Raw genomic sequence first — 21,916 nt, 5'->3', positions numbered from 1 at the left:
CATGACACGCTTACAAGATCTTCTCAGCAATCCAGCATCAGTCGGCGTCTGGAACGTCGATCCACAGCGCTCGACGATCGAGTTCAAAAGTAAGTCGATGTGGGGCCTCGCACCGGTCAAGGGGCATTTCGCGAAATTCAGCGGCGACGGCCAGATCACCGATACTCAAACACTTTTCGGACGGATCGACATCAAAGCGACGTCGCTGGACACCAAGATCCGCAAGCGGGACAACCATCTTCGCTCCGCGGACTTCTTCGAAGCAGCGAAGTTTCCCGACATCAGCGTGGTGGTCACCAGCGCCGAGGCCATCGACGGCGACATCGTCGACCTGCGAGCACAACTCACCGTCAAAGGCACCACCGCACCGTTGCCGCTACGGACCAAAGTCGAGGTGCTCGATGACGGGGCGGTGCGGCTGAGCGCGCAGGCCACCATCGACCGCAAGGACTTCGGCGTCGACGGCAACATGATGGGCATGGTCGTCGACAAGGCCACGATTTCCGGCGACGTCGTGTTCCGGCACGGATAGCATCTGCCCCATGACCCAGCCGTCGCAGCCGCTGCGCATCCTCGTCTACAGCGACAACCCCAGAACCCGCGAGCAGGTGCAGCTGGCGCTGGGCAAGCGGGTGCATCCCGATCTTCCCGAGCTGACCTACCTCGAGGTGGCCACGCCGCCAATGGTGATCAGGCAGATGGATGAAGGCGGATTCGATCTGGTCATCCTGGATGGGGAGGCCACGCCTGCCGGCGGCATGGGGATCGCCAAACAACTCAAGGACGAGATTGCCGACTGCCCGCCCATCCTGGTGCTGACCGGACGCGCCGACGACAGATGGCTGGCCAGCTGGTCCCGTGCCGATGCCGCGGTCCCCCACCCGATCGACCCGATCCGTTTGGGCGACGCCGTAGTGGCACTCCTGCGCACCCCCGTGCAGTAGTCCGCGACTCTAATTACCCTGTCACGCTTGCCTTTTCGAGGCACGACAACATCGCCGCATGTAGCTAATAGCGATACTAACCAAAATGCGTGGCACCGATCACGAACCCCGCTAGGGTGTGGGTAAGCTCACATCGACAGCCCACGAGGGAGCGCGTTTTCGGCATGAACTTGTACACGCCAATCCTGGTTCTCGGCGCGATCGCGGCGGCGTTTGCCGTCGGCTCGGTCGGCATTGCGGTGCTGATCGGGCCGCGCCGGTACAACCACTCGAAGATGGAAGCCTACGAATGCGGCATCGAACCGGTGCCGGAGATGGCCACCGCGCACGCGGCAGGTCAGCGGTTTCCGATCAAGTACTACCTGACCGCGATGTTGTTCATCGTGTTCGACATCGAGATCGTCTTTCTCTACCCGTGGGCGGTGGCGTTCGACAGCCTGGGAGTGTTCGCGCTGGTAGAGATGCTGCTGTTCATGGTCGTGGTGTTCGTGGCCTACGCGTACGTGTGGCGCCGAGGAGGCCTGAATTGGGACTAGAAGAACAACTGCCCGGCGGAATCCTGTTGTCCACCGTCGAGAAGGTGGCCGGCTACGTCCGAAAGGGCTCACTGTGGCCTGCGACGTTCGGCCTGGCCTGCTGCGCCATCGAGATGATGGCCACCGCGGGTCCGCGCTTCGACATCGCCCGGTTCGGGATGGAGCGGTTCTCCGCGACACCCCGACAGGCCGACCTGATGATCGTCGCCGGACGCGTCAGCCAGAAGATGGCGCCGGTGCTGCGGCAGGTCTACGACCAGATGGCCGAGCCCAAGTGGGTGCTGGCGATGGGTGTATGCGCGTCTTCCGGCGGCATGTTCAATAACTATGCCGTCGTGCAGGGCGTCGATCACGTCGTGCCGGTCGACATCTATCTGCCCGGCTGCCCACCGCGGCCGGAGATGCTGCTGCACGCAATCCTCAAGCTGCACGCGAAGATTCAGGAGATGCCACTCGGCGTCAACCGCGAGGAAGCCATCCGCGAAGCCGAACAGGCGGCGCTGTCTATCACTCCGACTATCGAACTCAAAGGGTTGCTGCGGTGATGGGCCACTCGGGCGAAGAACAAGCAGCAGCGAGCGAAAGCACCAACGGCAACGGCAGCGATGCCCGCGAGGTGATCGGCGTGCGCCGCGGCATGTTCGGGGCCAAGGGCAGCGGCGACACATCGGGCTACGGCCGTCTCGTCAGGCCGGTCTCGCTGCCGGGCAGCTCACCGAGGCCGTACGGCGGCTACTTCGACAAGGTCGTCGATACCCTCGCCGATGCGCTCGGCGAGGACTCCTTTTCCGCCGCGATCGAACGCGTCGTGGTCTTCCGGGACGAACTGACACTGGAGGTGCGGCGCGAGCAGCTGCCCGCGGTAGCGCAGACGCTTCGCGACCATCCGGAGCTGCGGTTCGAGCTGTGCCTTGGCGTGTCCGGGGTGCACTATCCCGACGACACCGCCCGCGAATTGCACGCCGTTTATCCGCTCATGTCGATCACCCACAACCGTCGCATCCGGTTGGAGGTGGCGGCACCGGACGCGGATCCGCACATCCCGTCGCTGTTCGGCGTCTACCCCACGACCGACTGGCACGAGCGGGAAACCTACGACTTCTTCGGCATCCTCTTCGACGGCCACCCCGCACTCACCCGGATCGAAATGCCCGATGACTGGGAGGGGCATCCGCAACGAAAGGACTACCCGTTGGGCGGCATACCCGTGGAGTACCACGGCGCTGAGATCCCACCGCCCGATGAGCGGAGGGCCTACAACTGATGAGTACATCCGCAACCCCGCCCGCCTCGGGCGGTACCGAAACAGTGGTCGTGGTCGGCGGTGAGGACTGGGATCAAGTTGTGGCGGCGGCCCAGGAGCACGTGGGCGAACGGATCGTCGTCAACATGGGGCCGCAGCATCCGTCCACCCACGGAGTGCTGCGGCTGATCCTGGAGATCGAGGGCGAGACCATCGTCTCGGCCCGGTGCGGGATCGGGTATCTACACACGGGAATCGAGAAGAATCTCGAGTACCGAAACTGGACCCAGGGCGTCACGTTTGTGACCCGAATGGATTACCTGTCACCGTTTTTCAACGAAACCGCGTACTGCCTCGGCGTAGAAAAGTTGCTCGGCGTCACCGACGACATCCCCGAGCGAGCCACCGTCATCCGCGTGATGATGATGGAGCTCAACCGGATCTCGTCACATCTGGTCGCACTGGCGACCGGCGGCATGGAACTGGGCGCGATGTCGGCCATGTTCTACGGGTTCCGCGAACGCGAACAGATCCTGTCCGTGTTCGAGACGGTCACCGGGCTGCGAATGAACAGCGCGTACATCCGGCCCGGCGGGCTGGCGGCCGACCTGCCAGACGAAGCGATGCCCCAGATCCGCGACCTACTTCAGTTGCTGCCCAAGCGGTTACAGGATCTCGAGGACCTGCTCAACGAGAACTACATCTGGAAGGCCCGCACGGTGGGCGTCGGCTATCTCGATCTGGCCGGCTGCATGGCGCTGGGCATCACCGGACCCATACTGCGCTCCACCGGGCTGCCACACGACCTGCGCAGGGCGCAGCCCTACTGCGGCTACGAGACGTATGACTTCGACGTCATCACCGACGACGCCTGCGATTCCTACGGCCGCTACATCATTCGGGTCAAGGAGATGCGCGAGTCGATCAAGATCGTCGAGCAGTGCGTGGATCGATTGAAGCCGGGACCGGTGATGATCCAGGACAAGAAGCTGGCCTGGCCCGCCGATCTGAAGGTCGGGCCCGACGGCCTGGGGAACTCGCCAGAACATATCGCCAAGATCATGGGCCACTCGATGGAGGGACTGATCCACCACTTCAAGATCGTCACCGAGGGCATTCGGGTACCTGCCGGTCAGGTGTATGTCGCTGTCGAGTCGCCGCGCGGCGAACTCGGCGTGCACATGGTGTCTGACGGTGGCACAAGACCGTATCGCGTGCACTACCGCGACCCGTCGTTCACCAATCTGCAGGCGGTGGCGGCAATGTGCGAAGGCGGCATGGTCGCGGACGCGATCGCCGCGGTGGCGTCGATCGACCCGGTGATGGGCGGGGTGGACCGCTGATGAGCGCTTGCGCGAAGAAGAGAGGGCACTGATGAGCGCTTGCGCGAAGAAGAGACAGTCATGACGATTTTCCTTGAGCTCGGGCAGCGCCCCGACGAGCCGGGGCCGCCGATCAACGGGCCGGCCACCTACACATCCGACGTGTTGACACGGCTAGAGGGTGATGCCAAGGAGATCATCGGCCGCTACCCGAGCACTCGCTCAGCGCTGTTGCCGCTGCTGCATTTGGTGCAGTCCGAGGACGGCTGCATCACCCCGGCGGGAATCGCGTTCTGCGCGGCCCAACTTGGCCTGACCGACGCGGAAGTCACCGCGGTCGCGACGTTCTACTCGATGTACCGGCGCACGCCGACAGGCGAGTATCTGGTGGGCGTGTGCACCAACACGCTGTGCGCGATCATGGGCGGTGACGCGATTCTCGAAGCGCTACAAGACCATTTGGGTATCCACGCCGGGCAGACCACCGACGATGGCCGGGTCACCCTGGAGCATGTCGAGTGCAACGCCGCGTGCGACTACGCGCCGGTCGTGATGGTCAACTGGGAGTTTTTCGACAACCAGACGCCGTCGTCGGCCCGCGACCTCGTCGACGGGCTACGGGCAGGTGATCCCCCGGTGCCGACCCGTGGCGCACCGTTGTGCACCTTCAAAGGGACCGCCAGAACGCTTGCGGGATTGCCGGATTCGCGCGGGTCCGGCACCGAGGTCGGGGCGGCCACCCTGGCCGGGCTTCGGATTGCAGAAGAGCGCGGCATGACGGCACCGGACGCGTCCACCGCGACGCCGCCACACGACACACCCGACGACGCGAAGGCAGCAGCGGAGGCGACGAAGGACGAAACCGCGCCTGCGCCGTCGGCCAACGTGCCGCCCAAAACGGATGCGGACAAATGACCCAGTTGACGCCCGTGTTGAGCCGATTCTGGGACGAACCCGAGCCATGGTCGCTTGACACCTACCGCCGGCACGACGGTTACCAGGCGCTGGAGCGAGCGTTGGCCATGGCTCCCGACGATGTCATTGCCCTGGTGAAGGATTCGGGCCTGCGCGGACGCGGCGGAGCGGGGTTCCCGACCGGAACGAAATGGTCGTTCATCCCGCAGGACGACACCGGAGCCGGCGCGAAGCCGCACTACCTGGTGATCAACGCAGACGAATCCGAACCCGGCACCTGCAAAGACATTCCGTTGATGTTGACGACGCCGCACTTCCTTGTCGAAGGCGCGATCATCGCGGCGTATGCGATCCGGGCGCACCACGCCTTCATCTATGTCCGGGGCGAGGTGGTCCCGGTGCTGCGCCGGCTGCAGACCGCGGTCGCCGAGGCCTACGAAGCCGGGTATCTGGGCAAGGACATTCGCGGCACTGGTTTCGATCTGGAGCTGATCGTGCACGCGGGCGCGGGCGCTTACATCTGCGGCGAGGAGACCGCGCTGCTGGACTCGCTGGAGGGCCGCCGCGGCCAGCCCAGGCTGAGGCCGCCGTTTCCCGCGGTGGCCGGTCTGTATGCGTGTCCGACCGTGGTCAACAACGTGGAATCCATTGCCAGCGTGCCGCCGATCCTGCTCAACGGCGTGGACTGGTTCCGGTCGATGGGCTCCGAGAAGTCGCCCGGTTTCACGCTGTATTCGTTGTCCGGCCACGTCACCACCCCCGGGCAGTACGAGGCGCCACTCGGGATCACGCTGCGCGAGCTGTTGGAGTACGCGGGCGGGGTGCGGGCCGGACACACACTGAAGTTCTGGACGCCCGGCGGCTCGTCGACCCCGCTGCTGACCGACGAACACCTCGATGTGCCACTGGATTACGAAGGCATGGCCGGCGTGGGATCGATGCTGGGGACCAAGGCACTGCAGATCTTCGACGAAACCACCTGCGTGGTGCGTGCGGTGCGTCGCTGGACTCAGTTCTACGAGCACGAATCTTGCGGCAAGTGCACGCCGTGCCGGGAGGGCACCTACTGGCTGGCGCAGATCTATGAGCGCCTGGAGACCGGCGCGGGCACCGAGGCCGACATTCAGAAGCTGCTCGACATCTCGGACAACATCTTCGGAAAGTCGTTCTGCGCGTTGGGTGACGGTGCCGCAAGCCCGATCCTGTCGTCGATCAAGTTCTTCCGCGACGAGTACGTCGCACACCTCGACGGCGGCTGCCCGTTCGATCCGCACGCCTCGACACTGATGGCCACCGAAGAAGTGGGTGCCTAGATGACGTTCCTAGCGCGAGCAGACGCAAAAGGTCCAAAATTCTCGGCGTGTCGGGGACTTTTACGTCTGCTCGGCAGAGAAAAGGGAGTGGGTGCCTAGATGACGCAGACCGCTGACACCGGCACCGCCGCCGCACCCGTCGAGATGGTCAATCTGACCATCGACGACGTGGAAGTCAGTGTGCCCAAGGGCACCTTGGTGATTCGCGCCGCCGAATTGATCGGCGTCCAGATCCCGCGATTCTGCGACCACCCGCTTCTCGATCCGGTCGGCGCCTGCCGGCAATGTCTGGTCGAAGTCGAAGGGCAACGCAAGCCGCTGGCATCATGTACGACCACGGTCACCCCGGACATGGTCGTGCGTACTCAGTACACCTCCGAGGCCGCGGACAAAGCACAGCAGGGCGTCATGGAGCTGCTGCTGATCAACCATCCGCTGGACTGCCCGATCTGCGACAAAGGCGGAGAATGCCCGCTGCAGAACCAGGCGATGTCCAACGGCCGTGCGGAAACGCGCTTCGAGGACGTCAAGCGAACCTTCCCGAAGCCGATCAACCTCTCGTCGCAGGTGTTGCTGGACCGGGAACGCTGCGTGTTGTGCGCGCGTTGCACTCGGTTCTCCCAGCAGATCGCCGGCGATCCGTTCATCGAGCTGCTGGAACGCGGTGCGTTGCAACAGGTTGGCATCGCCCCGGACGAGCCGTTCCAATCCTACTTCTCCGGTAACACCGTGCAGATCTGCCCGGTCGGCGCGCTCACCGGCACCGCCTACCGGTTCCGCGCCCGGCCGTTCGACCTGGTGTCCAGCCCCAGCGTTTGTGAACACTGCGCGTCCGGCTGTGCCCAGCGCACGGACCACCGGCGCGGAAAAGTGATGCGCCGCTTGGCCGGTGACGATCCGCAGGTGAACGAGGAGTGGAACTGCGACAAGGGCCGCTGGGCGTTCACCTACACGACGGTCGGTGACCGCATCACCACCCCGCTCGTTCGCGAGGATGGCAAGCTCCGGCCGGCATCCTGGTCGGAAGCCCTCGGCGTCGCTGGGGCCGGGCTGGCAGCCGCGAACGGCAGCGCCGGTGTCCTTGTTGGTGGGCGGGCCACCGTTGAGGACGCCTACGCCTACTCGAAGTTCGCGCGAATAGTGCTCGGCACCAACGACATCGACTTCCGCGCACGCCGACACAGCGATGAGGAGGTCGCGTTCCTCGCCGCGCACATCGCCGGCCAGCCGATGACGGTCACCTATGCGGACCTGGAGAGTGCGCCGGCCGTGCTGCTGGTGGGCTTCGAGCCCGAAGAGGAATCGCCGATCGTGTACCTGCGGCTGCGCAAGGCGGCCCGCAAGAACGCGCTGCAGGTGAAATCGATCGCCCCGTTCGCGACGCGGGGGCTGACAAAGATGAACGGCACGCTCATCGAGTGTGTGCCCGGTGGCGAGGCCGCCGCACTGGACAGCCTGGCCGATGACGTGCATCTGAAACTCCCCGGCGCTCTGATCCTCGTCGGCGAGCGACTCGCCGACTCCCCCGGAGCCTTCTCGGCGGCAAGCAGATTGGCAGCCGCCACCGGTGCTCGGTTGGCCTGGATACCGCGGCGAGCAGGCGAACGCGGTGCCGTCGAAGCCGGTGCACTGCCGGGCCTGTTGCCCGGCGGCCGCCCGCTGGGCAATGCGTCGGCCCGCGAGCAGACCGCCGCAGCCTGGAACGTCGGCGAGCTGCCGACCGCCGACGGCCGTGACACCACAGCCATTCTTGCCGCGGCACGCGACGGCCAACTCGGGGCGCTGCTGATCGGCGGAGTCGAGCTTGCCGACCTGCCCGATCCCGACCTCGCGCTTGCAGCGGTCGACGCCGCGCCGTTCGTGGTCAGTCTGGAACTGCGCGAGAGCGCGGTGACAGCGCTGGCCGACGTGGTGTTCCCGGTGGCACCGGTGGTGGAGAAGGCCGGTTCATTCGTCAGCTGGGAAGGGCGGATTCGCCCGTTCGAGCCGTCCCTGCAGACCAACGCCTACCCCGACCTGCGAGTGCTGAACTTTCTGGCCGACGAGATCGGCGTCGACCTCGCCCTGCCGACGGCACTGGCCGCCGGCGAGGAGATGGCCCGCCTCGGGCAGTGGGGCGGGACGCGGCCAGAGGCTCCACAAGTGTCGCCGGAACGCCCGTCATCACTCGATCCGGGGCAGGCCGTGCTCGCGAGTTGGCGGATGCTGCTCGACGCGGGGCGGCTGCAGGACGGCGAACCGCACCTCGCTGGCACCGCTCAACCGCCCGTCGCTCGGCTGTCGGCGGCAACCGCGGACGAGATCGGCGCTGCCGAAGGCGATTTGGTCACCGTCAGCTCCGATCGGGGTGAGATCACACTGCCGCTGATTATCACTGAGATGGCTGACCGCGTCGTCTGGCTGCCACTGAACGCCGTCGGATCCGGTGTGCATCAACAGCTCGCGGTGTCAGCCGGGGCCGTGGTGTCGATCAGGCGGGCAGCGCAGTGAGGTACCCGGATCCCACTCTGTTCGGCCACGACCCGTGGTGGCTGATGCTCGCCAAGGCGCTCGGGATCTTCGTCTTCCTCGTGCTGACGGTGCTCGTGGCGATCCTGCTCGAGCGAAAGATCCTCGGGTGGATGCAGATGCGCCCCGGCCCCAACCGGGTCGGCCCGTGGGGCCTGCTGCAATCGCTGGCCGACGGCATCAAACTGGCGCTCAAGGAAGCCATCATTCCCGCCGGGGTCGACAAGTTCGTCTACCTTGTGGCCCCGGTCATTTCAGTCGTTCCCGCCTTCCTGGCGTTCGCCGTGATCCCGATGGGCGGTGAGGTGTCGGTGTTCGGGCACCGCACCGCCTTGCAGTTGACCGACATGCCCGTCGCGGTGCTCTACATCCTTGCCGTCACGTCGATCGGGGTGTACGGCATCGTGCTCGCCGGCTGGGCGTCGGGATCCACCTACCCGCTGCTGGGCGGGCTGCGCTCGAGCGCCCAGGTGATCTCCTACGAGATCGCGATGGCACTGTCCTTCGCCGCGGTGTTCATCTACGCGGGCACCATGTCAACCTCGGGCATCGTCGCCGCCCAGCAGGGCACTTGGTACATCTTCCTGCTGCTGCCGTCGTTCCTGGTGTACGTGACGGCGATGGTCGGCGAAACCAACCGGGCGCCTTTCGATCTGCCCGAGGCCGAGGGCGAGCTCGTCGGCGGTTTCCACACCGAGTACTCGTCGCTGAAGTTCGCGATGTTCATGCTCGCCGAGTACATCAACATGACCACGGTGTCGGCGCTGGCCTCCACGCTGTTCCTCGGCGGCTGGCACGCCCCGTGGCCGATCAACATGTGGGATGGCGCCAACACCGGCTGGTGGCCTCTGCTGTGGTTCATCGCCAAGGTGTGGACCTTCCTGTTCTTCTTCATGTGGTTGCGCGCCACACTGCCCCGGCTGCGCTACGACCAGTTCATGGCGCTGGGCTGGAAGGTCCTCATCCCGGTGTCGCTGGTCTGGATCATGATCGTCGCGATCACGCATAGCCTGCGCACCCACGGCTACGACGCGGCTGCCACCGGAATGATGACCGCGGGCATCGTCGTGGCTTTGATCCTGCTGTTCGCACTCTGGCGAGCCTTGCGGGCCAGAAACATTCGAAAGCGACCTGAACCTGCTGCCCAGGAGGGCGGCTTCCCGGTGCCGCCATTGCCCGGCCAAAAGACATCAGCCACGAAGGAGCCAGCGGATGCCTAAGTTCCTCGACGCGATGAAGGGTTTCCGCGTCACGTTCGGCACGATGTTCAAGAAGCAGATCACCGAGCAGTACCCGGAGAAGCCCGGACCCGTCGCCAAGCGCTATCACGGCCGGCACCAGCTGAACCGCTATCCCGACGGGCTGGAGAAATGCATCGGCTGCGAGTTGTGCGCCTGGGCCTGCCCGGCCGACGCCATCTATGTCGAAGGCGCGGACAACAACGCCGAGGAGCGGTTCTCGCCGGGCGAACGCTACGGGCGCGTCTACCAGATCAACTATCTGCGCTGCATCGGCTGCGGGTTGTGCATCGAGGCGTGCCCCACCCGTGCGCTGACGATGACCAACGAGTACGAGATGGCCGATGACAACCGCGCCGACCTGATCTGGGGCAAGGACAAGCTCCTCGCCCCGTTGCAGCCGGGTATGCAGCCCCCGCCGCATGCGATGGAGCCCGGCAGCACCGATGACGACTACTACCTGGGGAAGATCAAGCCGCTTACCGAGGATGTGCGGTGAGGATCGACTACCTCGCAGCTCTCACCGCCGACACCGCCGGGCATACCTCGACATCCGAGGCGGTGCTGTTCTGGGTGCTTGCGGTCGTCGCGGTGGTCGGAGGGATCGGTGTGGTGGCCGCGCCGAAGGCGGTCTACTCGGCGATGTTCCTGGCCAGCACCATGATCTCGCTGGCGGTGCTCTACATCGCGCAGGACGCACTCTTCCTCGGCATCGTGCAGGTGGTCGTCTACACGGGCGCGGTGATGATGCTGTTCCTGTTCGTGGTGATGCTGATCGGCGTCGACCTGTCCGAATCGCTCGTGGAAACGATTCGCGGGCAACGCATCGCGGCGATCGTGACCGGTGTCGGCTTCGGTGTACTGCTCATCGCCGGGATCGGGAACGTCTCGGTGGCCGGTTTCACCGGCCTTGCGCAGGCCAACGCCGACGGAAACGTCCAGGGACTGGCCGCGCTGATCTTCACCAAGTACCTGTGGGCGTTCGAGCTCACCGGGGCGCTGCTGATCACGGCCGCCCTCGGCGCCATGGTGCTTGCACACCGAGAGCGCTTCGAACGGCGCAAGACTCAGCGTGAGCTCGCCGCCGAGCGGTTCCGGCCGGGTGGACACGCGGGGACATTGCCCAACCCCGGTGTGTACGCACGCCACAACGCGGTCGACGTTCCTGCGCGACTGCCCGACGGAACGGGTTCGGAGCTGTCGGTCAGCGCGATCCTGCAGAAACGCCCAGTCGTCGAGACCAATGGCAAGGGTGACAACTGATGAATCCTGACAACTATCTCTACCTGTCGGCGTTGTTGTTCACGATCGGCGCGGCCGGTGTGCTGCTGCGCCGCAACGCCATCGTCATGTTCATGTGCGTCGAGTTGATGCTCAACGCGGCGAACCTCGCGTTCGTCGCGTTCTCCCGCATGCACGGCCATCTGGACGGCCAAGTGGTGGCGTTCTTCACGATGGTCGTCGCCGCGTGCGAAGTGGTGGTCGGCCTCGCGATCATCATGACCGTCTTCCGCACCCGCCGTTCGGCTTCGGTCGACGAAGCCAGTCTGCTGAAAAACTAAGGCTGCCATGACAACTCTGGTGTGGCTGGTGATCGCCCTGCCGCTGGCGGGCGCGGCTATTCTCCTGCTCGCGGGCAGACGATCCGACAGCTGGGGTCACCTGCTGGGCTGCCTGGCGGCGCTCGCGTCGTTCGCCGCAGGCGTCGTGCTGTTCGTCGACATGCTCGGCCGTCATGCAGAAGACCGGATCGTGCATGAGGCGCTGTTCTCCTGGGTGCCGGTCGCGGGCCTGCACGTGGACTTCGGCCTGCAGCTGGATGCGCTGTCAATGTGTTTCGTGTTGCTGATCACCGGCGTCGGGTCGCTGATCCACATCTATTCGATCGGCTACATGGCCGAAGATCCCGAGCGGCGCAAGTTCTTTGCGTACCTGAACCTGTTTCTCGCCGCGATGCTGCTGTTGGTGCTGGCCGACAACTACCTCGGCCTATACGTCGGATGGGAAGGCGTGGGTCTGGCGTCGTACCTGCTGATCGGGTTCTGGGCGCATAAGCCGTCGGCGGCCACGGCGGCCAAGAAGGCGTTCGTGGTGAACCGCGTCGGCGACATGGGCCTGGCGATCGCGCTGATGGTGATGTTCGCCTACATCGGTTCGATCTCCTTTGCGGGTGTCTTCTCAGCCGCACCCCGGCTCAGTGAAGGCATTCTCACCGCCATCGGTCTGCTGCTACTGCTTGCGGCGTGCGGCAAGTCGGCGCAGGTGCCACTGCAGTCCTGGCTCGGCGACGCGATGGAGGGCCCCACGCCGGTGTCCGCGCTCATCCACGCTGCCACCATGGTCACCGCGGGCGTGTACCTGATCGTGCGGTCCGGTCCGGTGTTCAACCTCGCGCCGAACGCACAGTTGGGTGTGGTCATCGTCGGCGCGGTGACGCTGCTCTTCGGGGCGATCGTCGGCTGCGCCAAGGACGACATCAAGAAAGCGCTTGCCGCATCGACCATGTCGCAGATCGGCTACATGGTGCTGGCCGCCGGGCTGGGCCCGGCCGGATACGCGTTCGCGATCATGCATCTGCTCACCCACGGCTTCTTCAAGGCCGGCCTGTTCCTCGGCGCCGGGTCCGTGATGCACGCCATGAACGACGAAGTGGACATGCGCCGCTACGGCGGGCTGCGCAAGGCGGTACCGATCACGTTCGCGACATTCGGGCTCGGCTACCTGGCCATCATCGGCGTGCCACCGCTGGCCGGGTTCTTCTCGAAAGACGGCATCATCGAGGCTGCCCTCGGCGCCGGGGGCGCCAAGGGAATCATCCTCGGCGGCGCGGCGATTCTCGGCGCCGGCATCACCGCGTTCTACATGACCCGCGTGATGCTGATGACGTTCTTCGGCGAAAGGCGTTGGACTTCCGAGGCGAGCGAAGCGACGGGAAACCAACTAGTCGCTCATCCGCACGAGTCACCCGCCGTCATGACGTGGCCGATGATCCTGTTGGCCGTCGGGTCGGTGGCGTCGGGCGGGTTCTTCGCGATCGGCGGCACACTCGCGCACTGGCTCGAACCCGTCGTCGGCGCCCACGAGGCGGAGCACGCCACGCCCGCGTGGGTCGTCACAATCGTGGTTTTGGCGGTGGTCGCTGCCGGCATCGCGATTGCGTACCGCATGTACGGCATGCGCGCGGTCCCAGCAGAAGTGCCCGCCGGGTCCGCACTCACCGTCGCGGCGCGCCAGGATCTCTACGGCGACGCGTTCAACGAGCGCGCGTTCATGCGACCGGGTCAGCTGCTCACCGAAGGTCTCGTCGAGATCGACGACGACGTCGTGGACGGGGCCGCGAACGGGCTGGCCGCACTCGTCGGCCGGGTCTCGGACGGCTTCCGGCAGTTGCAAACAGGGTTCGCCCGCTCGTATGCGCTTTCCATGTTGGGCGGAGCGGCCCTTGTGGTCGCCGCGATCCTGGCGGTGAACCTGTGGTCATGAACCTCCGAAGACGACCGCGAGTGAGGATCGCAGCGAGGAACGAGCGAGGACCGGAGCGAGCGGGAGTCGAGGCATGAACAACGTCCCCTGGCTCACCATCCTGTGGGCGATCCCGATGGTCGGCGCCGCAATCCTCATGGTGCTGCCCGCGTCGGCGCGCACCGTGGCGAAATGGCTCGCGCTGCTCATCTCGATCGCCGTCCTCGCGGTGACATTGGTGGTCGCGGTCGGATTCAAGCCAGGCGGCGACCAGTACCAGTTCGTCGAATCCCACGAGTGGATCCCGTCGTTCGGCACCGGATACATCCTCGGCGTCGACGGCATCGCGCTCGCCCTCGTAGTCCTCACGGCCGTGCTGGTGCCACTGCTGATCATCGCGGGCTGGAACGACGCCGATGACCAGATCGGTCTGCGCGGACGGTCGGTGCACACGTATCTCGCACTCACGCTGGCCGTCGAGGGCATGGTGCTGATCTCGCTGGTGTCGCTCGACGTGCTGCTTTTCTACGTGTTCTTCGAGGCCATGCTGATCCCGATGTACTTCCTCATCGGCGGCTTCGGCGGCGAGAACCGCTCGAGGGCGGCAGTGAAGTTCTTGCTGTACAACCTGTTTGGCGGCCTGATCATGCTCGCCGCCGTCATCGGCCTGTATGTGGTGACCGCTGGAAGCGGCGCGTTCGAATCAGGCACATTCGACTTCCGTGCGATCGTCGCCGCGGTGTCGAGCGGTCAGTTCGGCATGAATCCTGCGGTGATGAACTTGCTGTTCGGTGGGTTCATGTTCGCGTTCGCGGTCAAAGCGCCGCTGTGGCCATTCCACCGGTGGCTGCCCGACGCCGCCGTCGAGGCGACCCCGGCCAGCGCGGTGCTGATGATGGCTGTGATGGACAAGGTCGGGACGTTCGGCATGCTGCGCTACTGCCTTCAGCTCTTTCCCGACTCCTCAATGTATTTCCGGCCAGTGATCATCACGCTGGCGGTGATCGGGATCGTCTACGGCGCGATCGTCGCGATCGGCCAGACCGACGTGATGCGCCTGATCGCCTACACGTCGATATCTCACTTCGGGTTCATCATCCTGGGCATCTTCGTGATGACCAGCCAGGGTCAGTCGGGCTCGACGCTCTACATGGTCAACCACGGCATCTCGACGGCGGCGCTGTTCCTCATCGCCGGATTCCTGGTGTCGCGCAGGGGCACTCGCCTGATCAACGCCTATGGCGGCGTGCAGAAAGTGGCGCCGGTGCTGGCGGGCACCTTCCTCGTCGCCGGCCTGGCCACATTGTCGCTGCCTGGCCTCGCGCCGTTCATCAGCGAATTCCTGGTCCTGATCGGAACATTCACGCGCTACCCCGTCTTCGCGGTCTTCGCGGCCACGGCCCTGGTGCTGTCCGCGGTGTACATCTTGTGGATGTACCAGCGGATGATGACCGGCCCGGTCAAGGACGGCAACGATCGCCTACGCGACCTTCTGCCGCGCGAGATCGTCGTCGTCGCACCGCTTATCGCGCTACTCCTGGTCCTCGGGGTGTATCCCAAACCCGCCCTCGATGTGATCAACCCCGCGGTGAGCCACACACTGACCACCATCAATCAGCCTGACCCGGCACCGAAAATCGCGGAAGGGCCGTCACGATGACTGAAGCTCTTCAGATGCCCACCCCCAGCGTCGAATACGGTCTGCTCTCCCCCATGCTGATCGTCCTCGGTGTGGCCGTCGTCGGTGTACTCGTCGAGGCGTTCCTGCCCCGTCAGCAGCGCTACGCCGCCCAACTGGTGCTCAGCCTCGGCGGGCTGGTCGCCGCGTTCGTGGCGGTCGTCGCGCTCGCCCGGGACCTGCACGGCAGCACCGGACGCACGGCCGTCCTCGGCGCCGTCGCCGTCGACGCCCCTGCTCTGTTCCTGCAGGCCACCATCCTGCTGGTCGGCGTGCTCGGCATCCTGCTCATCGCCGAAAGGCGCATCCCCGCCCCGGCGGACGACGAGCCCGGCCCCGGCCTGGATGCGTTCACCCCGCAAGCGTCGGCGGTCGCGGGCAGCGTCGTCGAAAAGCTGGCCACCAAGGCCGGCGTCATGCAGACCGAGGTGTTCCCGCTGACGATGTTCGCCATCGGCGGCATGGTGTTGTTCCCGGCCGCAGATGACCTACTGACCATGTTCATCGCGCTCGAGGTGCTGTCACTGCCGCTGTACCTGCTGTGCGGGCTGGCCCGCCGGCGGCGGCTGCTCTCACAGGAAGCCTCGGTGAAATACTTTCTGCTGGGCGCGTTTTCATCGGCCTTCTTCCTTTATGGCGTTGCCATGCTGTACGGGTACGCCGGCACACTGAATCTCGCGGGCATCGCCGAGAAGGTGGCATCCGGGTCGGGCAAGACGTCGCTGGCACTCATCGGCACGGCACTGCTGCTCGTCGGCGTGCTGTTCAAGGTCGGGGCGGTGCCGTTCCACTCGTGGATTCCCGACGTGTACCAGGGGGCTCCCACTCCCATCACCGCGTTCATGGCCGCCGCCACCAAGATCGCGGCATTCGGTGCGATGCTTCGCATCTTCTACATCGCGCTGCCAGGGCTGCACGACGACTGGCGGCCGGTGATGTGGGCCATCGCGATCCTGACGATGGTGGTCGGCACCGTCACCGCCGTGACCCAGAACGACGTCAAACGGATGCTGGCGTATTCGGCCGTGGCGCACACCGGGTTCATCCTCACCGGCGTGATCGCCCAGAACGAGGCCGGCGTCTCGTCCACACTGTTCTATCTGTTCGCCTACGGCTTCAGCACCGTCGGCGCGTTCGCGGTGGTGGGCCTGGTACGAAACCCTGAAGGCGAAGAAGACACCGCGCTGGCCCGCTGGGCCGGCCTGGGCCGGCGATATCCCGTTGTCGGCATTGTGTTTTCGCTGTTCCTGCTCGCCTTCGCGGGTATCCCCCTGACGAGCGGATTCGTCAGCAAGTTCGCGGTGTTCAAGGCCGCAGGCGAGGGCGGCGCGATTCCGCTGGTCGTCATTGGCGTCATCGCCAGCGCCGTGGCCGCGTACTTCTACGTGCGGGTCATCGTGTTGATGTTCTTCACCGAGCCACCCGACGACGCACCGCGGGTGGTGGTGCCCAGCGTGCTGACCACAGCCGTCGTCACGATCACCGCCGCAGTCACGTTCGCCCTCGGGGCACTGCCGCAGCCGTTGCTGGACCTGGCGAACACCGCCAACCATTTCCTGCCATGACCGAACCGCTCGTCCTGATCGCCGACCACGGCGCGGTCCGGGTGCTGAGGTTGAACCGGCCGGCGGCCAGAAATGCGTTGAGCCGCGACCTGATCAGGGGCACCTATGCCGCGTTGACCGAGGCCGACGCCGACGAGTCGGTGCGCGCAGTGGTGCTCACCGGGGCCGATCCGGCGTTCTGCGCGGGTGTGGACCTCAAGGAGGCACAGCGCGACGGCCTGAAGTACTTCGAGGAGTTCCGGTCGCAGAGCTGCATCACTGCGGTCGCGAAGATGCGCACCCCGATCGTCGGTGCGATCAACGGCGCTTGCTTCACCGGCGGGATGGAGATGGCGCTGGGCTGCGATTTCCTCGTCGCGTCGGAGCGGGCGGTGTTCGCCGACACCCACGCCAGGGTCGGCATCCTGCCCGGCGGCGGCATGACCGCGCGGCTCCCCCACCTCGTCGGCGCGGCGATGGCCCGGCGGTTGTCGATGACCGGTGAGGTCGTCGACGCCGCGCGTGCTAAGCGGATCGGGCTGGTGACCGAGGTCGTCGCCCATGAAAGCCTTCTCGACCGAGCGATCGACCTCGCCACACAGATCGCGGAGGTTCCCGGGCCAATCATGTTGGGGCTCAAGGAGATCTATACGACGGGCGCCGCGGCCGTGGTCGAGCCGGGGCTGGCGGCCGAGGAGAAGATCGCCTTCGCCCAACATCGGGAGTTCGACGGACTCGGCGACCAATTCCGCGCGGTGTCTGAGCGCAACAAGCGACAGATTCCTTCCGCGAGCGGGGCCCACGCGCAAGCTGGGGAACGCGAAAGTCCCCGACACGCCGAGGATTAGGAGCCATTTACGTTTGTTCGACTGATCGCTTCAGGATGAATTCCACCGTGCGTTTCCCGCCGTACTCCGGCCGAGGTGTCGTGGTCATGTCGACCTGCTTGCGCGCCTGCTCGATCACAGGCGTGGCGGGATCCAAGACCGAGAGATAGACGTCGTGTGCGGCGAGCGATGCCACCGCACGCTCGAAGTGAACGTCGTCGATGACTTCGGCATGGGTGACCTCCGGTCCGTTTTCGAACAACCAGTGCGGCGGGTCGGCGAGCAAGTCATAAGCCGCCGCAACGGCATTCGAGAACTCGATGTGGTCACGCTGGTTCGGTGCACCTGGCGCCCACTCCGGACCGCTGTAGATGGTCAGCACAACGTCTGGTTTGAGCGCATTGATCGTCTCGGCGATCTTGGCGCGCAGGTCCCGCGTATTGCGGATGTCGCTGTCGGGGAAGTCCCAGAACTGCACGTCGGTCACGCCGACGATGGACGCCGACCGGAGTTGTTCCGCCTCTCGCAGCGGTCCCGCCTCCTCGGGAGGCATTCCGGCGATGCCCGCCTCCCCGCGACAGGCCAGTGCGTAGTAGACGGTCTTTCCCTGGGCGGTCCACTTGGCCACTGCTGCCGAGCAACCGTACTCGGGATCATCGGGATGCGGCACGAGAAGCAGCGCAGTGCGCCAATCGGTCGGAAACGCTTCGAGCATCGACTCCTATGCCATCACACCGTGGACCAAAATGGCGGTGGTCTGGTCCACCCAGTCCTCTCCTACGGGCTCGTCGGGCTGCAGCAATAGACGCAGCAGAGTTGCGCCGCCGATGACTTCGAGGAGCCTGTCGGGGTTGACGTCTGGGTGTACTTGCCCTCGCTCGGCGGCATCAGCCAACCGGGTCTGCACCGCGGCGAACAGCTCGGTGAAACGCGCCATGACTCGCGCGTTGAGTTCGGCGTCCGCCGCCATATCGGCGATCAGGCCGGGCAACGCCGCGCGCACCACGGGACTGGTGAACACATCGCGTGCCGCAGCCATCATCGCCCGGATATCCGCGGCGATGTCACCGGGCGGCGTCTCGATGGCGGTCGGCGCGGCCGGGAAGGCGGCCTCGTGCACCAGCTCGGCCTTGCTGGACCACCGCCGGTACAGGGCGGTCTTGGTGGTGCCGGCGCGCTCGGCGACAGCGGCCATCGTCAGGTTCGAATAACCAATTTCGACAAGCAGATCCGCTGCGGCGCGCAGTATGGCAGCGTCGATACGCGGATCTCGAGGCCGCCCCGCGCCCGGGGTCTTGTCAATCGATGACGCGTCTGCTTTCATAACGCTACCCACCGTATCGTAATTCTCGCTCGAAAGAAGAGTTCTCATGGCTACTGAACCGGCTGTCGAAGACGTCAGCCGACTGCAGCACTCCAGTCGAGACGTCACCAAGTTGCCTAATGTGATGTCGCGGTGGCTGTCGACACTGTTACCCGGCGGGGTTGCGCCCGAGATCAGCGTCGAGAGCGGCGTCGACGCGAACGGCATGTCCTCGGAGACGATCATCTTGACGGGCCGGTGGGACGAGGGTGGCCAGCGGCGCGAAGAGAAATGGGTGGCGCGAGTGGCGCCCACGCAGCAGGACGTGCCGGTGTTCTCGTCGTACCGCATGGATCACCAGTTCGACGTGATTCGGCTGGTGGCCGAGAAGACCGACATCCCCGTGCCGCGAGTGCGGTGGCTCGAAACGACGGGTTCGGTGCTCGGCACGCCGTTCTTCCTGATGGACTACGTGGACGGCCAGGTGCCGCCCGACGTAATGCCATACACGTTCGGCAACAACTGGTTCGCTGATGCGCCGGCCGACCGGCAGCGTGAGTTGCAGGATGCGACGGTCGAGGTGATCGCCAAACTGCATTCGATTCCCGAGCCTTCAACGACATTCGGCTTCCTCGCCGAGGGGTCAGAGCCAAATGCGTTGCGGCGCAACATCGACTGGTTGCAGTCGTGGTATCGGTTCGCAGTGCCCGATATCGGCTCCTCGGCGCTGCTGGACCGGGCGCTGGAGTGGCTCGAAACGAACTGGCCCGCCGACGTCGCGGCAACCGAGCCGGTGCTGGTGTGGGGCGACTCCCGCGTCGGCAATGTGCTGTACTCCGACTTCCGGCCGGTCGCGGTGCTGGACTGGGAGATGGCGACGCTGGGCCCGCGAGAGATGGATGTGGCGTGGATCATCTTCGCGCACATGGTCTTTCAGGAACTCGCCGGCCTGGCCGGATTGCCGGGTCTGCCCGATTTCATGCGGGAGTCGGATGTCCGCGCGACGTATGCCGAGCTGGCCGGAGTCGAGCTGGGCGATCTGCACTGGTTCTACGTGTATTCGGCGGTGATCTGGGCATGCGTGTTCATGCGGACCAGCGCGCGGCGGGTGCGCTTCGGTGAGATCGAGAAGCCCGACGATGTCGAGTCGCTGTTCTACCACGGCCCAGTGCTCAGGCGGCTTATCGGCGAGGGCGATGAGCGCTTGCGCGAAGAGCAGACAGGAGAGGCGTGATGCTCGGCCCCATGGATGAATATCCGGTACACCAGGTTCCGCATCCCATTGCGTGGCCCGGTTCGAGCGATCGCAACTTTTACGACCGCTCCTACTTCAACGCGCACGACCGGACCGGCGACATCTTCGTGATCTCGGGTATCGGGTACTACCCGAACCTCGGTGTGAAAGACGCGTTTCTGTTGGTGAGGCGCGGCGACGTGCAGACGGCTGTGCATCTCAGCGGGGCGATCGATCAGGACCGCCTCAACCAGCATGTCGGCAATTACCGCGTCGAGGTCATCGAGCCGCTGCACAAACTGCGAATCGTCCTGGACGAAACCGAGGGCATCGCAGCCGATCTCACGTGGGACGGGTTGTTCGACGTCGTCCAGGAACAGCCGCACATCATGCGGCGCGGGAACCGGGTCACTTTGAACGCCCAGCGTTTCGCACAGGTCGGCGCGTGGAGCGGGTCTCTGTCGATCGACGGCGAGCAGATTGCAGTCGACCCCGCCCGCTGGATCGGTAGCCGCGACAGGTCGTGGGGCATCCGGCCGATCGGCGAACCCGAACCCGCCGGCCGCCCCGACGATCCGCCGTTTGAAGGGATGTGGTGGCTATACGTGCCGATGGCCTTCGACGACTTCGGCGTCGTGATCATCATCCAGGAGGACCCACATGGGTTCCGGTCTTTGAACGACTGCACGCGAATCTGGAAGGACGGCCGCGTCGAGCAGCTCGGCTGGCCGCGGGTGAAGATTCACTACAAGTCCGGCACACGCATCCCGACCGGCGCGACGATCGACGCGACCGCGTTCGACGGCAGCCCTGTGCGTTTCGACGTGGAATCCAAGCTGCCGGTGCCGATTCACGTCGGCGGCGGGTACGGCGGTGACTCGGACTGGTTGCATGGAATGTGGAAGGGCGACAACTTCACCGAACGCCTCACGTATGACATGACCTCTCCTGAGATCATCGGCCGATCAGGCTTCGGCGTCATCGACCACGTCGGCCGTGCGGTCTGCCACGACGGCGGTAAGTCCGCGGAGGGGTGGGGGCTATTCGAGCACGGCGCGCTCGGCCGCCACGACCCCTCGGGGTTCACGGACTGGCTGACTGTCGCTCCCTGACGAGACCGGCGGGTTCGCGGTTGGTCCGGCTCAGTCGTCGATGTGCGTCAGTGGGTCGGCGAAGGCGGGATCCCAAAGGGGCTGGTCAGGACCCATCAAATCGCAGCGCTTGATGGGCACTAGGTAGGAACTGGCGCCGCGAGGAATCAATTGGGCAACTGCCACGCAACGTTGCCAGGTGCCGTCAGGCTGGACGGGTCCATCGCACTTGCTGATAAAGGGTCCTCCGTACTCACAGCCGGCGCTGGCCGGCGGTGCTGAGGCGATCAGCTCGGCGGCCATCAGCAGGGCAGCCAATCCTCCGACGATGCAGCGCTTCATGATTGCCTCCCATCACATCGCCGCTGGGGCGTTGCCAAGGGCTTGGGGTGGCAAATACCGTCGACGGCCCCAGCCAGCAACCAATGACGCTACCCCTTATGTAGCTTGGTTTTTGCTGCCTTTGAGGTCGTCATCCGAAGCATTAATACGACTACGAGCATCGAAGCGAACCCCACGATTTCTTCGACACCGTTTGGATCGCGTCGGCGTGACCACCCGCAAGCCGTTGCCCAAGCGTTAGAAGGGTGGTGGGTCGGCGGCGTGGCGGGCGCGGTTGAGGGCGCGTTCGTACTCCACTCGGTAGGCGCGGTCCTGGGCTCGGGTGCGTTTTCGTTTGGGCATCGCGCGTTCGCGATGCGGACTTGGCGGCGGGCTGTTCGCAAGCGTCAGCGTGCCGGTCGGTATCGCGAGTTGGG

22 protein-coding genes are annotated in these 21,916 nt (G+C 65.3%); 19 read left to right on the top strand and 3 right to left on the bottom strand.

What is annotated here, in order from left to right:
• Window position 1 precedes the first annotated feature (1 nt).
• The 17 genes from VJV41_RS00255 (at window position 2) to VJV41_RS00175 (ending at window position 17,551) form a co-directional block, all read left to right on the top strand.
• Complete coding sequence (locus tag VJV41_RS00255) at window positions 2-532, top strand: YceI family protein (RefSeq protein ID WP_325329897.1); 531 nt, start codon at window positions 2-4, stop codon at window positions 530-532.
• A gap of 10 nt (window positions 533-542) precedes the next feature.
• Complete coding sequence (locus VJV41_RS00250) at window positions 543-944, top strand: hypothetical protein (RefSeq protein ID WP_325329895.1); 402 nt, start codon at window positions 543-545, stop codon at window positions 942-944.
• A 164-nt stretch (window positions 945-1,108) separates the two neighbouring features.
• On the top strand, window positions 1,109-1,480 hold the full coding sequence (locus VJV41_RS00245; RefSeq protein ID WP_325329893.1) for an NADH-quinone oxidoreductase subunit A: 372 nt from the start codon (window positions 1,109-1,111) through the stop codon (window positions 1,478-1,480).
• Window positions 1,471-2,025, top strand: a complete 555-nt coding sequence (locus tag VJV41_RS00240) for an NADH-quinone oxidoreductase subunit B family protein (protein ID WP_325329891.1) — start codon at window positions 1,471-1,473, stop codon at window positions 2,023-2,025. The genes VJV41_RS00245 and VJV41_RS00240 overlap by 10 nt, the downstream gene beginning before the upstream one ends.
• Window positions 2,025-2,744 (top strand): NADH-quinone oxidoreductase subunit C, encoded by a 720-nt coding sequence (locus VJV41_RS00235; protein ID WP_325329980.1) that lies wholly within the window; start codon window positions 2,025-2,027, stop codon window positions 2,742-2,744. Before VJV41_RS00240 ends, VJV41_RS00235 begins: the two co-directional genes overlap by 1 nt.
• A complete protein-coding gene (nuoD, locus tag VJV41_RS00230; protein ID WP_325329889.1) occupies window positions 2,744-4,066 on the top strand; it encodes an NADH dehydrogenase (quinone) subunit D in 1,323 nt (440 codons plus the stop codon). Before VJV41_RS00235 ends, nuoD begins: the two co-directional genes overlap by 1 nt.
• Window positions 4,067-4,126: 60 nt before the next feature.
• Entirely contained in the window at window positions 4,127-4,960 is an 834-nt protein-coding gene (gene nuoE, locus VJV41_RS00225; protein ID WP_325329887.1) for an NADH-quinone oxidoreductase subunit NuoE, read from the top strand.
• Complete coding sequence (gene nuoF, locus VJV41_RS00220) at window positions 4,957-6,273, top strand: NADH-quinone oxidoreductase subunit NuoF (RefSeq protein WP_325329885.1); 1,317 nt, start codon at window positions 4,957-4,959, stop codon at window positions 6,271-6,273. The genes nuoE and nuoF overlap by 4 nt, the downstream gene beginning before the upstream one ends.
• 99 nt (window positions 6,274-6,372) lie before the next feature.
• Entirely contained in the window at window positions 6,373-8,763 is a 2,391-nt protein-coding gene (locus VJV41_RS00215; RefSeq protein ID WP_325329883.1) for an NADH-quinone oxidoreductase subunit G, read from the top strand.
• A gap of 44 nt (window positions 8,764-8,807) precedes the next feature.
• Window positions 8,808-10,001 carry an NADH-quinone oxidoreductase subunit NuoH gene (gene nuoH / locus VJV41_RS00210; RefSeq protein ID WP_414684844.1) on the top strand — a complete coding sequence of 398 codons (1,194 nt, stop codon included), beginning with the start codon at window positions 8,808-8,810 and terminating at the stop codon, window positions 9,999-10,001.
• Window positions 9,994-10,518, top strand: a complete 525-nt coding sequence (gene nuoI, locus VJV41_RS00205) for an NADH-quinone oxidoreductase subunit NuoI (RefSeq protein ID WP_325329879.1) — start codon at window positions 9,994-9,996, stop codon at window positions 10,516-10,518. Before nuoH ends, nuoI begins: the two co-directional genes overlap by 8 nt.
• A 2-nt stretch (window positions 10,519-10,520) precedes the next feature.
• On the top strand, window positions 10,521-11,282 hold the full coding sequence (locus VJV41_RS00200; protein ID WP_414684843.1) for an NADH-quinone oxidoreductase subunit J: 762 nt from the start codon (window positions 10,521-10,523) through the stop codon (window positions 11,280-11,282).
• Window positions 11,282-11,581 (top strand): NADH-quinone oxidoreductase subunit NuoK, encoded by a 300-nt coding sequence (gene nuoK / locus VJV41_RS00195; RefSeq protein ID WP_325329876.1) that lies wholly within the window; start codon window positions 11,282-11,284, stop codon window positions 11,579-11,581. The genes VJV41_RS00200 and nuoK overlap by 1 nt, the downstream gene beginning before the upstream one ends.
• Before the next feature lie 7 nt (window positions 11,582-11,588).
• Window positions 11,589-13,502, top strand: coding sequence for an NADH-quinone oxidoreductase subunit L (gene nuoL / locus VJV41_RS00190; protein WP_325329874.1), 1,914 nt, complete (start codon window positions 11,589-11,591; stop codon window positions 13,500-13,502).
• A 73-nt stretch (window positions 13,503-13,575) separates the two neighbouring features.
• Entirely contained in the window at window positions 13,576-15,141 is a 1,566-nt protein-coding gene (locus VJV41_RS00185; RefSeq protein WP_325329872.1) for an NADH-quinone oxidoreductase subunit M, read from the top strand.
• Window positions 15,138-16,724, top strand: coding sequence for an NADH-quinone oxidoreductase subunit NuoN (nuoN, locus tag VJV41_RS00180; RefSeq protein ID WP_325329870.1), 1,587 nt, complete (start codon window positions 15,138-15,140; stop codon window positions 16,722-16,724). The genes VJV41_RS00185 and nuoN overlap by 4 nt, the downstream gene beginning before the upstream one ends.
• Window positions 16,721-17,551, top strand: a complete 831-nt coding sequence (locus tag VJV41_RS00175; protein ID WP_325329868.1) for an enoyl-CoA hydratase — start codon at window positions 16,721-16,723, stop codon at window positions 17,549-17,551. The genes nuoN and VJV41_RS00175 overlap by 4 nt, the downstream gene beginning before the upstream one ends.
• A 7-nt stretch (window positions 17,552-17,558) precedes the next feature.
• Here VJV41_RS00175 and VJV41_RS00170 read toward each other — a convergent pair whose 3' ends face one another.
• Window positions 17,559-18,245, bottom strand: a complete 687-nt coding sequence (locus VJV41_RS00170) for a PIG-L family deacetylase (RefSeq protein ID WP_325329866.1) — start codon at window positions 18,243-18,245, stop codon at window positions 17,559-17,561.
• Window positions 18,246-18,251: 6 nt separating this feature from the next.
• Complete coding sequence (locus VJV41_RS00165; protein ID WP_325329864.1) at window positions 18,252-18,854, bottom strand: TetR/AcrR family transcriptional regulator; 603 nt, start codon at window positions 18,852-18,854, stop codon at window positions 18,252-18,254.
• 46 nt (window positions 18,855-18,900) lie between these two features.
• Between VJV41_RS00165 and VJV41_RS00160 the strand changes: the two genes are divergently transcribed.
• Both VJV41_RS00160 and VJV41_RS00155 read left to right on the top strand, forming a co-directional pair.
• Window positions 18,901-20,067, top strand: coding sequence for a phosphotransferase family protein (locus VJV41_RS00160; protein ID WP_325329862.1), 1,167 nt, complete (start codon window positions 18,901-18,903; stop codon window positions 20,065-20,067).
• Window positions 20,067-21,179 (top strand): hypothetical protein, encoded by a 1,113-nt coding sequence (locus tag VJV41_RS00155; protein ID WP_325329860.1) that lies wholly within the window; start codon window positions 20,067-20,069, stop codon window positions 21,177-21,179. The genes VJV41_RS00160 and VJV41_RS00155 overlap by 1 nt, the downstream gene beginning before the upstream one ends.
• A 30-nt stretch (window positions 21,180-21,209) precedes the next feature.
• On the opposite strand, the gene VJV41_RS00150 is transcribed toward VJV41_RS00155, so the two are convergent.
• On the bottom strand, window positions 21,210-21,500 hold the full coding sequence (locus VJV41_RS00150; RefSeq protein ID WP_325329858.1) for a CDGP domain-containing protein: 291 nt from the start codon (window positions 21,498-21,500) through the stop codon (window positions 21,210-21,212).
• Window positions 21,501-21,916: the final 416 nt, after the last annotated feature.

This window comes from Mycobacterium sp. (assembly GCF_035274705.1).
GTDB lineage: Bacteria > Actinomycetota > Actinomycetes > Mycobacteriales > Mycobacteriaceae > Mycobacterium.
This window is presented reverse-complemented; position numbering and strand designations above follow the sequence as displayed.

What these genes read in the sequence shown, in the direction of transcription:
- VJV41_RS00255 (WP_325329897.1), top strand. Translation starts at nt 2, where the DNA reads ATGACACGCTTACAAGATCTTCTCAGCAATCCAGCATCAGTCGGCGTC.
- VJV41_RS00250 (WP_325329895.1), top strand. Translation starts at nt 543, where the DNA reads ATGACCCAGCCGTCGCAGCCGCTGCGCATCCTCGTCTACAGCGACAAC.
- VJV41_RS00245 (WP_325329893.1), top strand. Translation starts at nt 1,109, where the DNA reads ATGAACTTGTACACGCCAATCCTGGTTCTCGGCGCGATCGCGGCGGCG.
- VJV41_RS00235 (WP_325329980.1), top strand. Translation starts at nt 2,025, where the DNA reads ATGGGCCACTCGGGCGAAGAACAAGCAGCAGCGAGCGAAAGCACCAAC.
- nuoD (WP_325329889.1), top strand. Translation starts at nt 2,744, where the DNA reads ATGAGTACATCCGCAACCCCGCCCGCCTCGGGCGGTACCGAAACAGTG.
- nuoE (WP_325329887.1), top strand. Translation starts at nt 4,127, where the DNA reads ATGACGATTTTCCTTGAGCTCGGGCAGCGCCCCGACGAGCCGGGGCCG.
- nuoF (WP_325329885.1), top strand. Translation starts at nt 4,957, where the DNA reads ATGACCCAGTTGACGCCCGTGTTGAGCCGATTCTGGGACGAACCCGAG.
- VJV41_RS00215 (WP_325329883.1), top strand. Translation starts at nt 6,373, where the DNA reads ATGACGCAGACCGCTGACACCGGCACCGCCGCCGCACCCGTCGAGATG.
- nuoH (WP_414684844.1), top strand. Translation starts at nt 8,808, where the DNA reads ATGCTCGCCAAGGCGCTCGGGATCTTCGTCTTCCTCGTGCTGACGGTG.
- nuoI (WP_325329879.1), top strand. Translation starts at nt 9,994, where the DNA reads ATGCCTAAGTTCCTCGACGCGATGAAGGGTTTCCGCGTCACGTTCGGC.
- nuoK (WP_325329876.1), top strand. Translation starts at nt 11,282, where the DNA reads ATGAATCCTGACAACTATCTCTACCTGTCGGCGTTGTTGTTCACGATC.
- nuoL (WP_325329874.1), top strand. Translation starts at nt 11,589, where the DNA reads ATGACAACTCTGGTGTGGCTGGTGATCGCCCTGCCGCTGGCGGGCGCG.
- VJV41_RS00185 (WP_325329872.1), top strand. Translation starts at nt 13,576, where the DNA reads ATGAACAACGTCCCCTGGCTCACCATCCTGTGGGCGATCCCGATGGTC.
- nuoN (WP_325329870.1), top strand. Translation starts at nt 15,138, where the DNA reads ATGACTGAAGCTCTTCAGATGCCCACCCCCAGCGTCGAATACGGTCTG.
- VJV41_RS00175 (WP_325329868.1), top strand. Translation starts at nt 16,721, where the DNA reads ATGACCGAACCGCTCGTCCTGATCGCCGACCACGGCGCGGTCCGGGTG.
- VJV41_RS00170 (WP_325329866.1), bottom strand. Translation starts at nt 18,245, where the DNA reads ATGCTCGAAGCGTTTCCGACCGATTGGCGCACTGCGCTGCTTCTCGTG.
- VJV41_RS00165 (WP_325329864.1), bottom strand. Translation starts at nt 18,854, where the DNA reads ATGAAAGCAGACGCGTCATCGATTGACAAGACCCCGGGCGCGGGGCGG.
- VJV41_RS00160 (WP_325329862.1), top strand. Translation starts at nt 18,901, where the DNA reads ATGGCTACTGAACCGGCTGTCGAAGACGTCAGCCGACTGCAGCACTCC.
- VJV41_RS00155 (WP_325329860.1), top strand. Translation starts at nt 20,067, where the DNA reads ATGCTCGGCCCCATGGATGAATATCCGGTACACCAGGTTCCGCATCCC.
- VJV41_RS00150 (WP_325329858.1), bottom strand. Translation starts at nt 21,500, where the DNA reads ATGAAGCGCTGCATCGTCGGAGGATTGGCTGCCCTGCTGATGGCCGCC.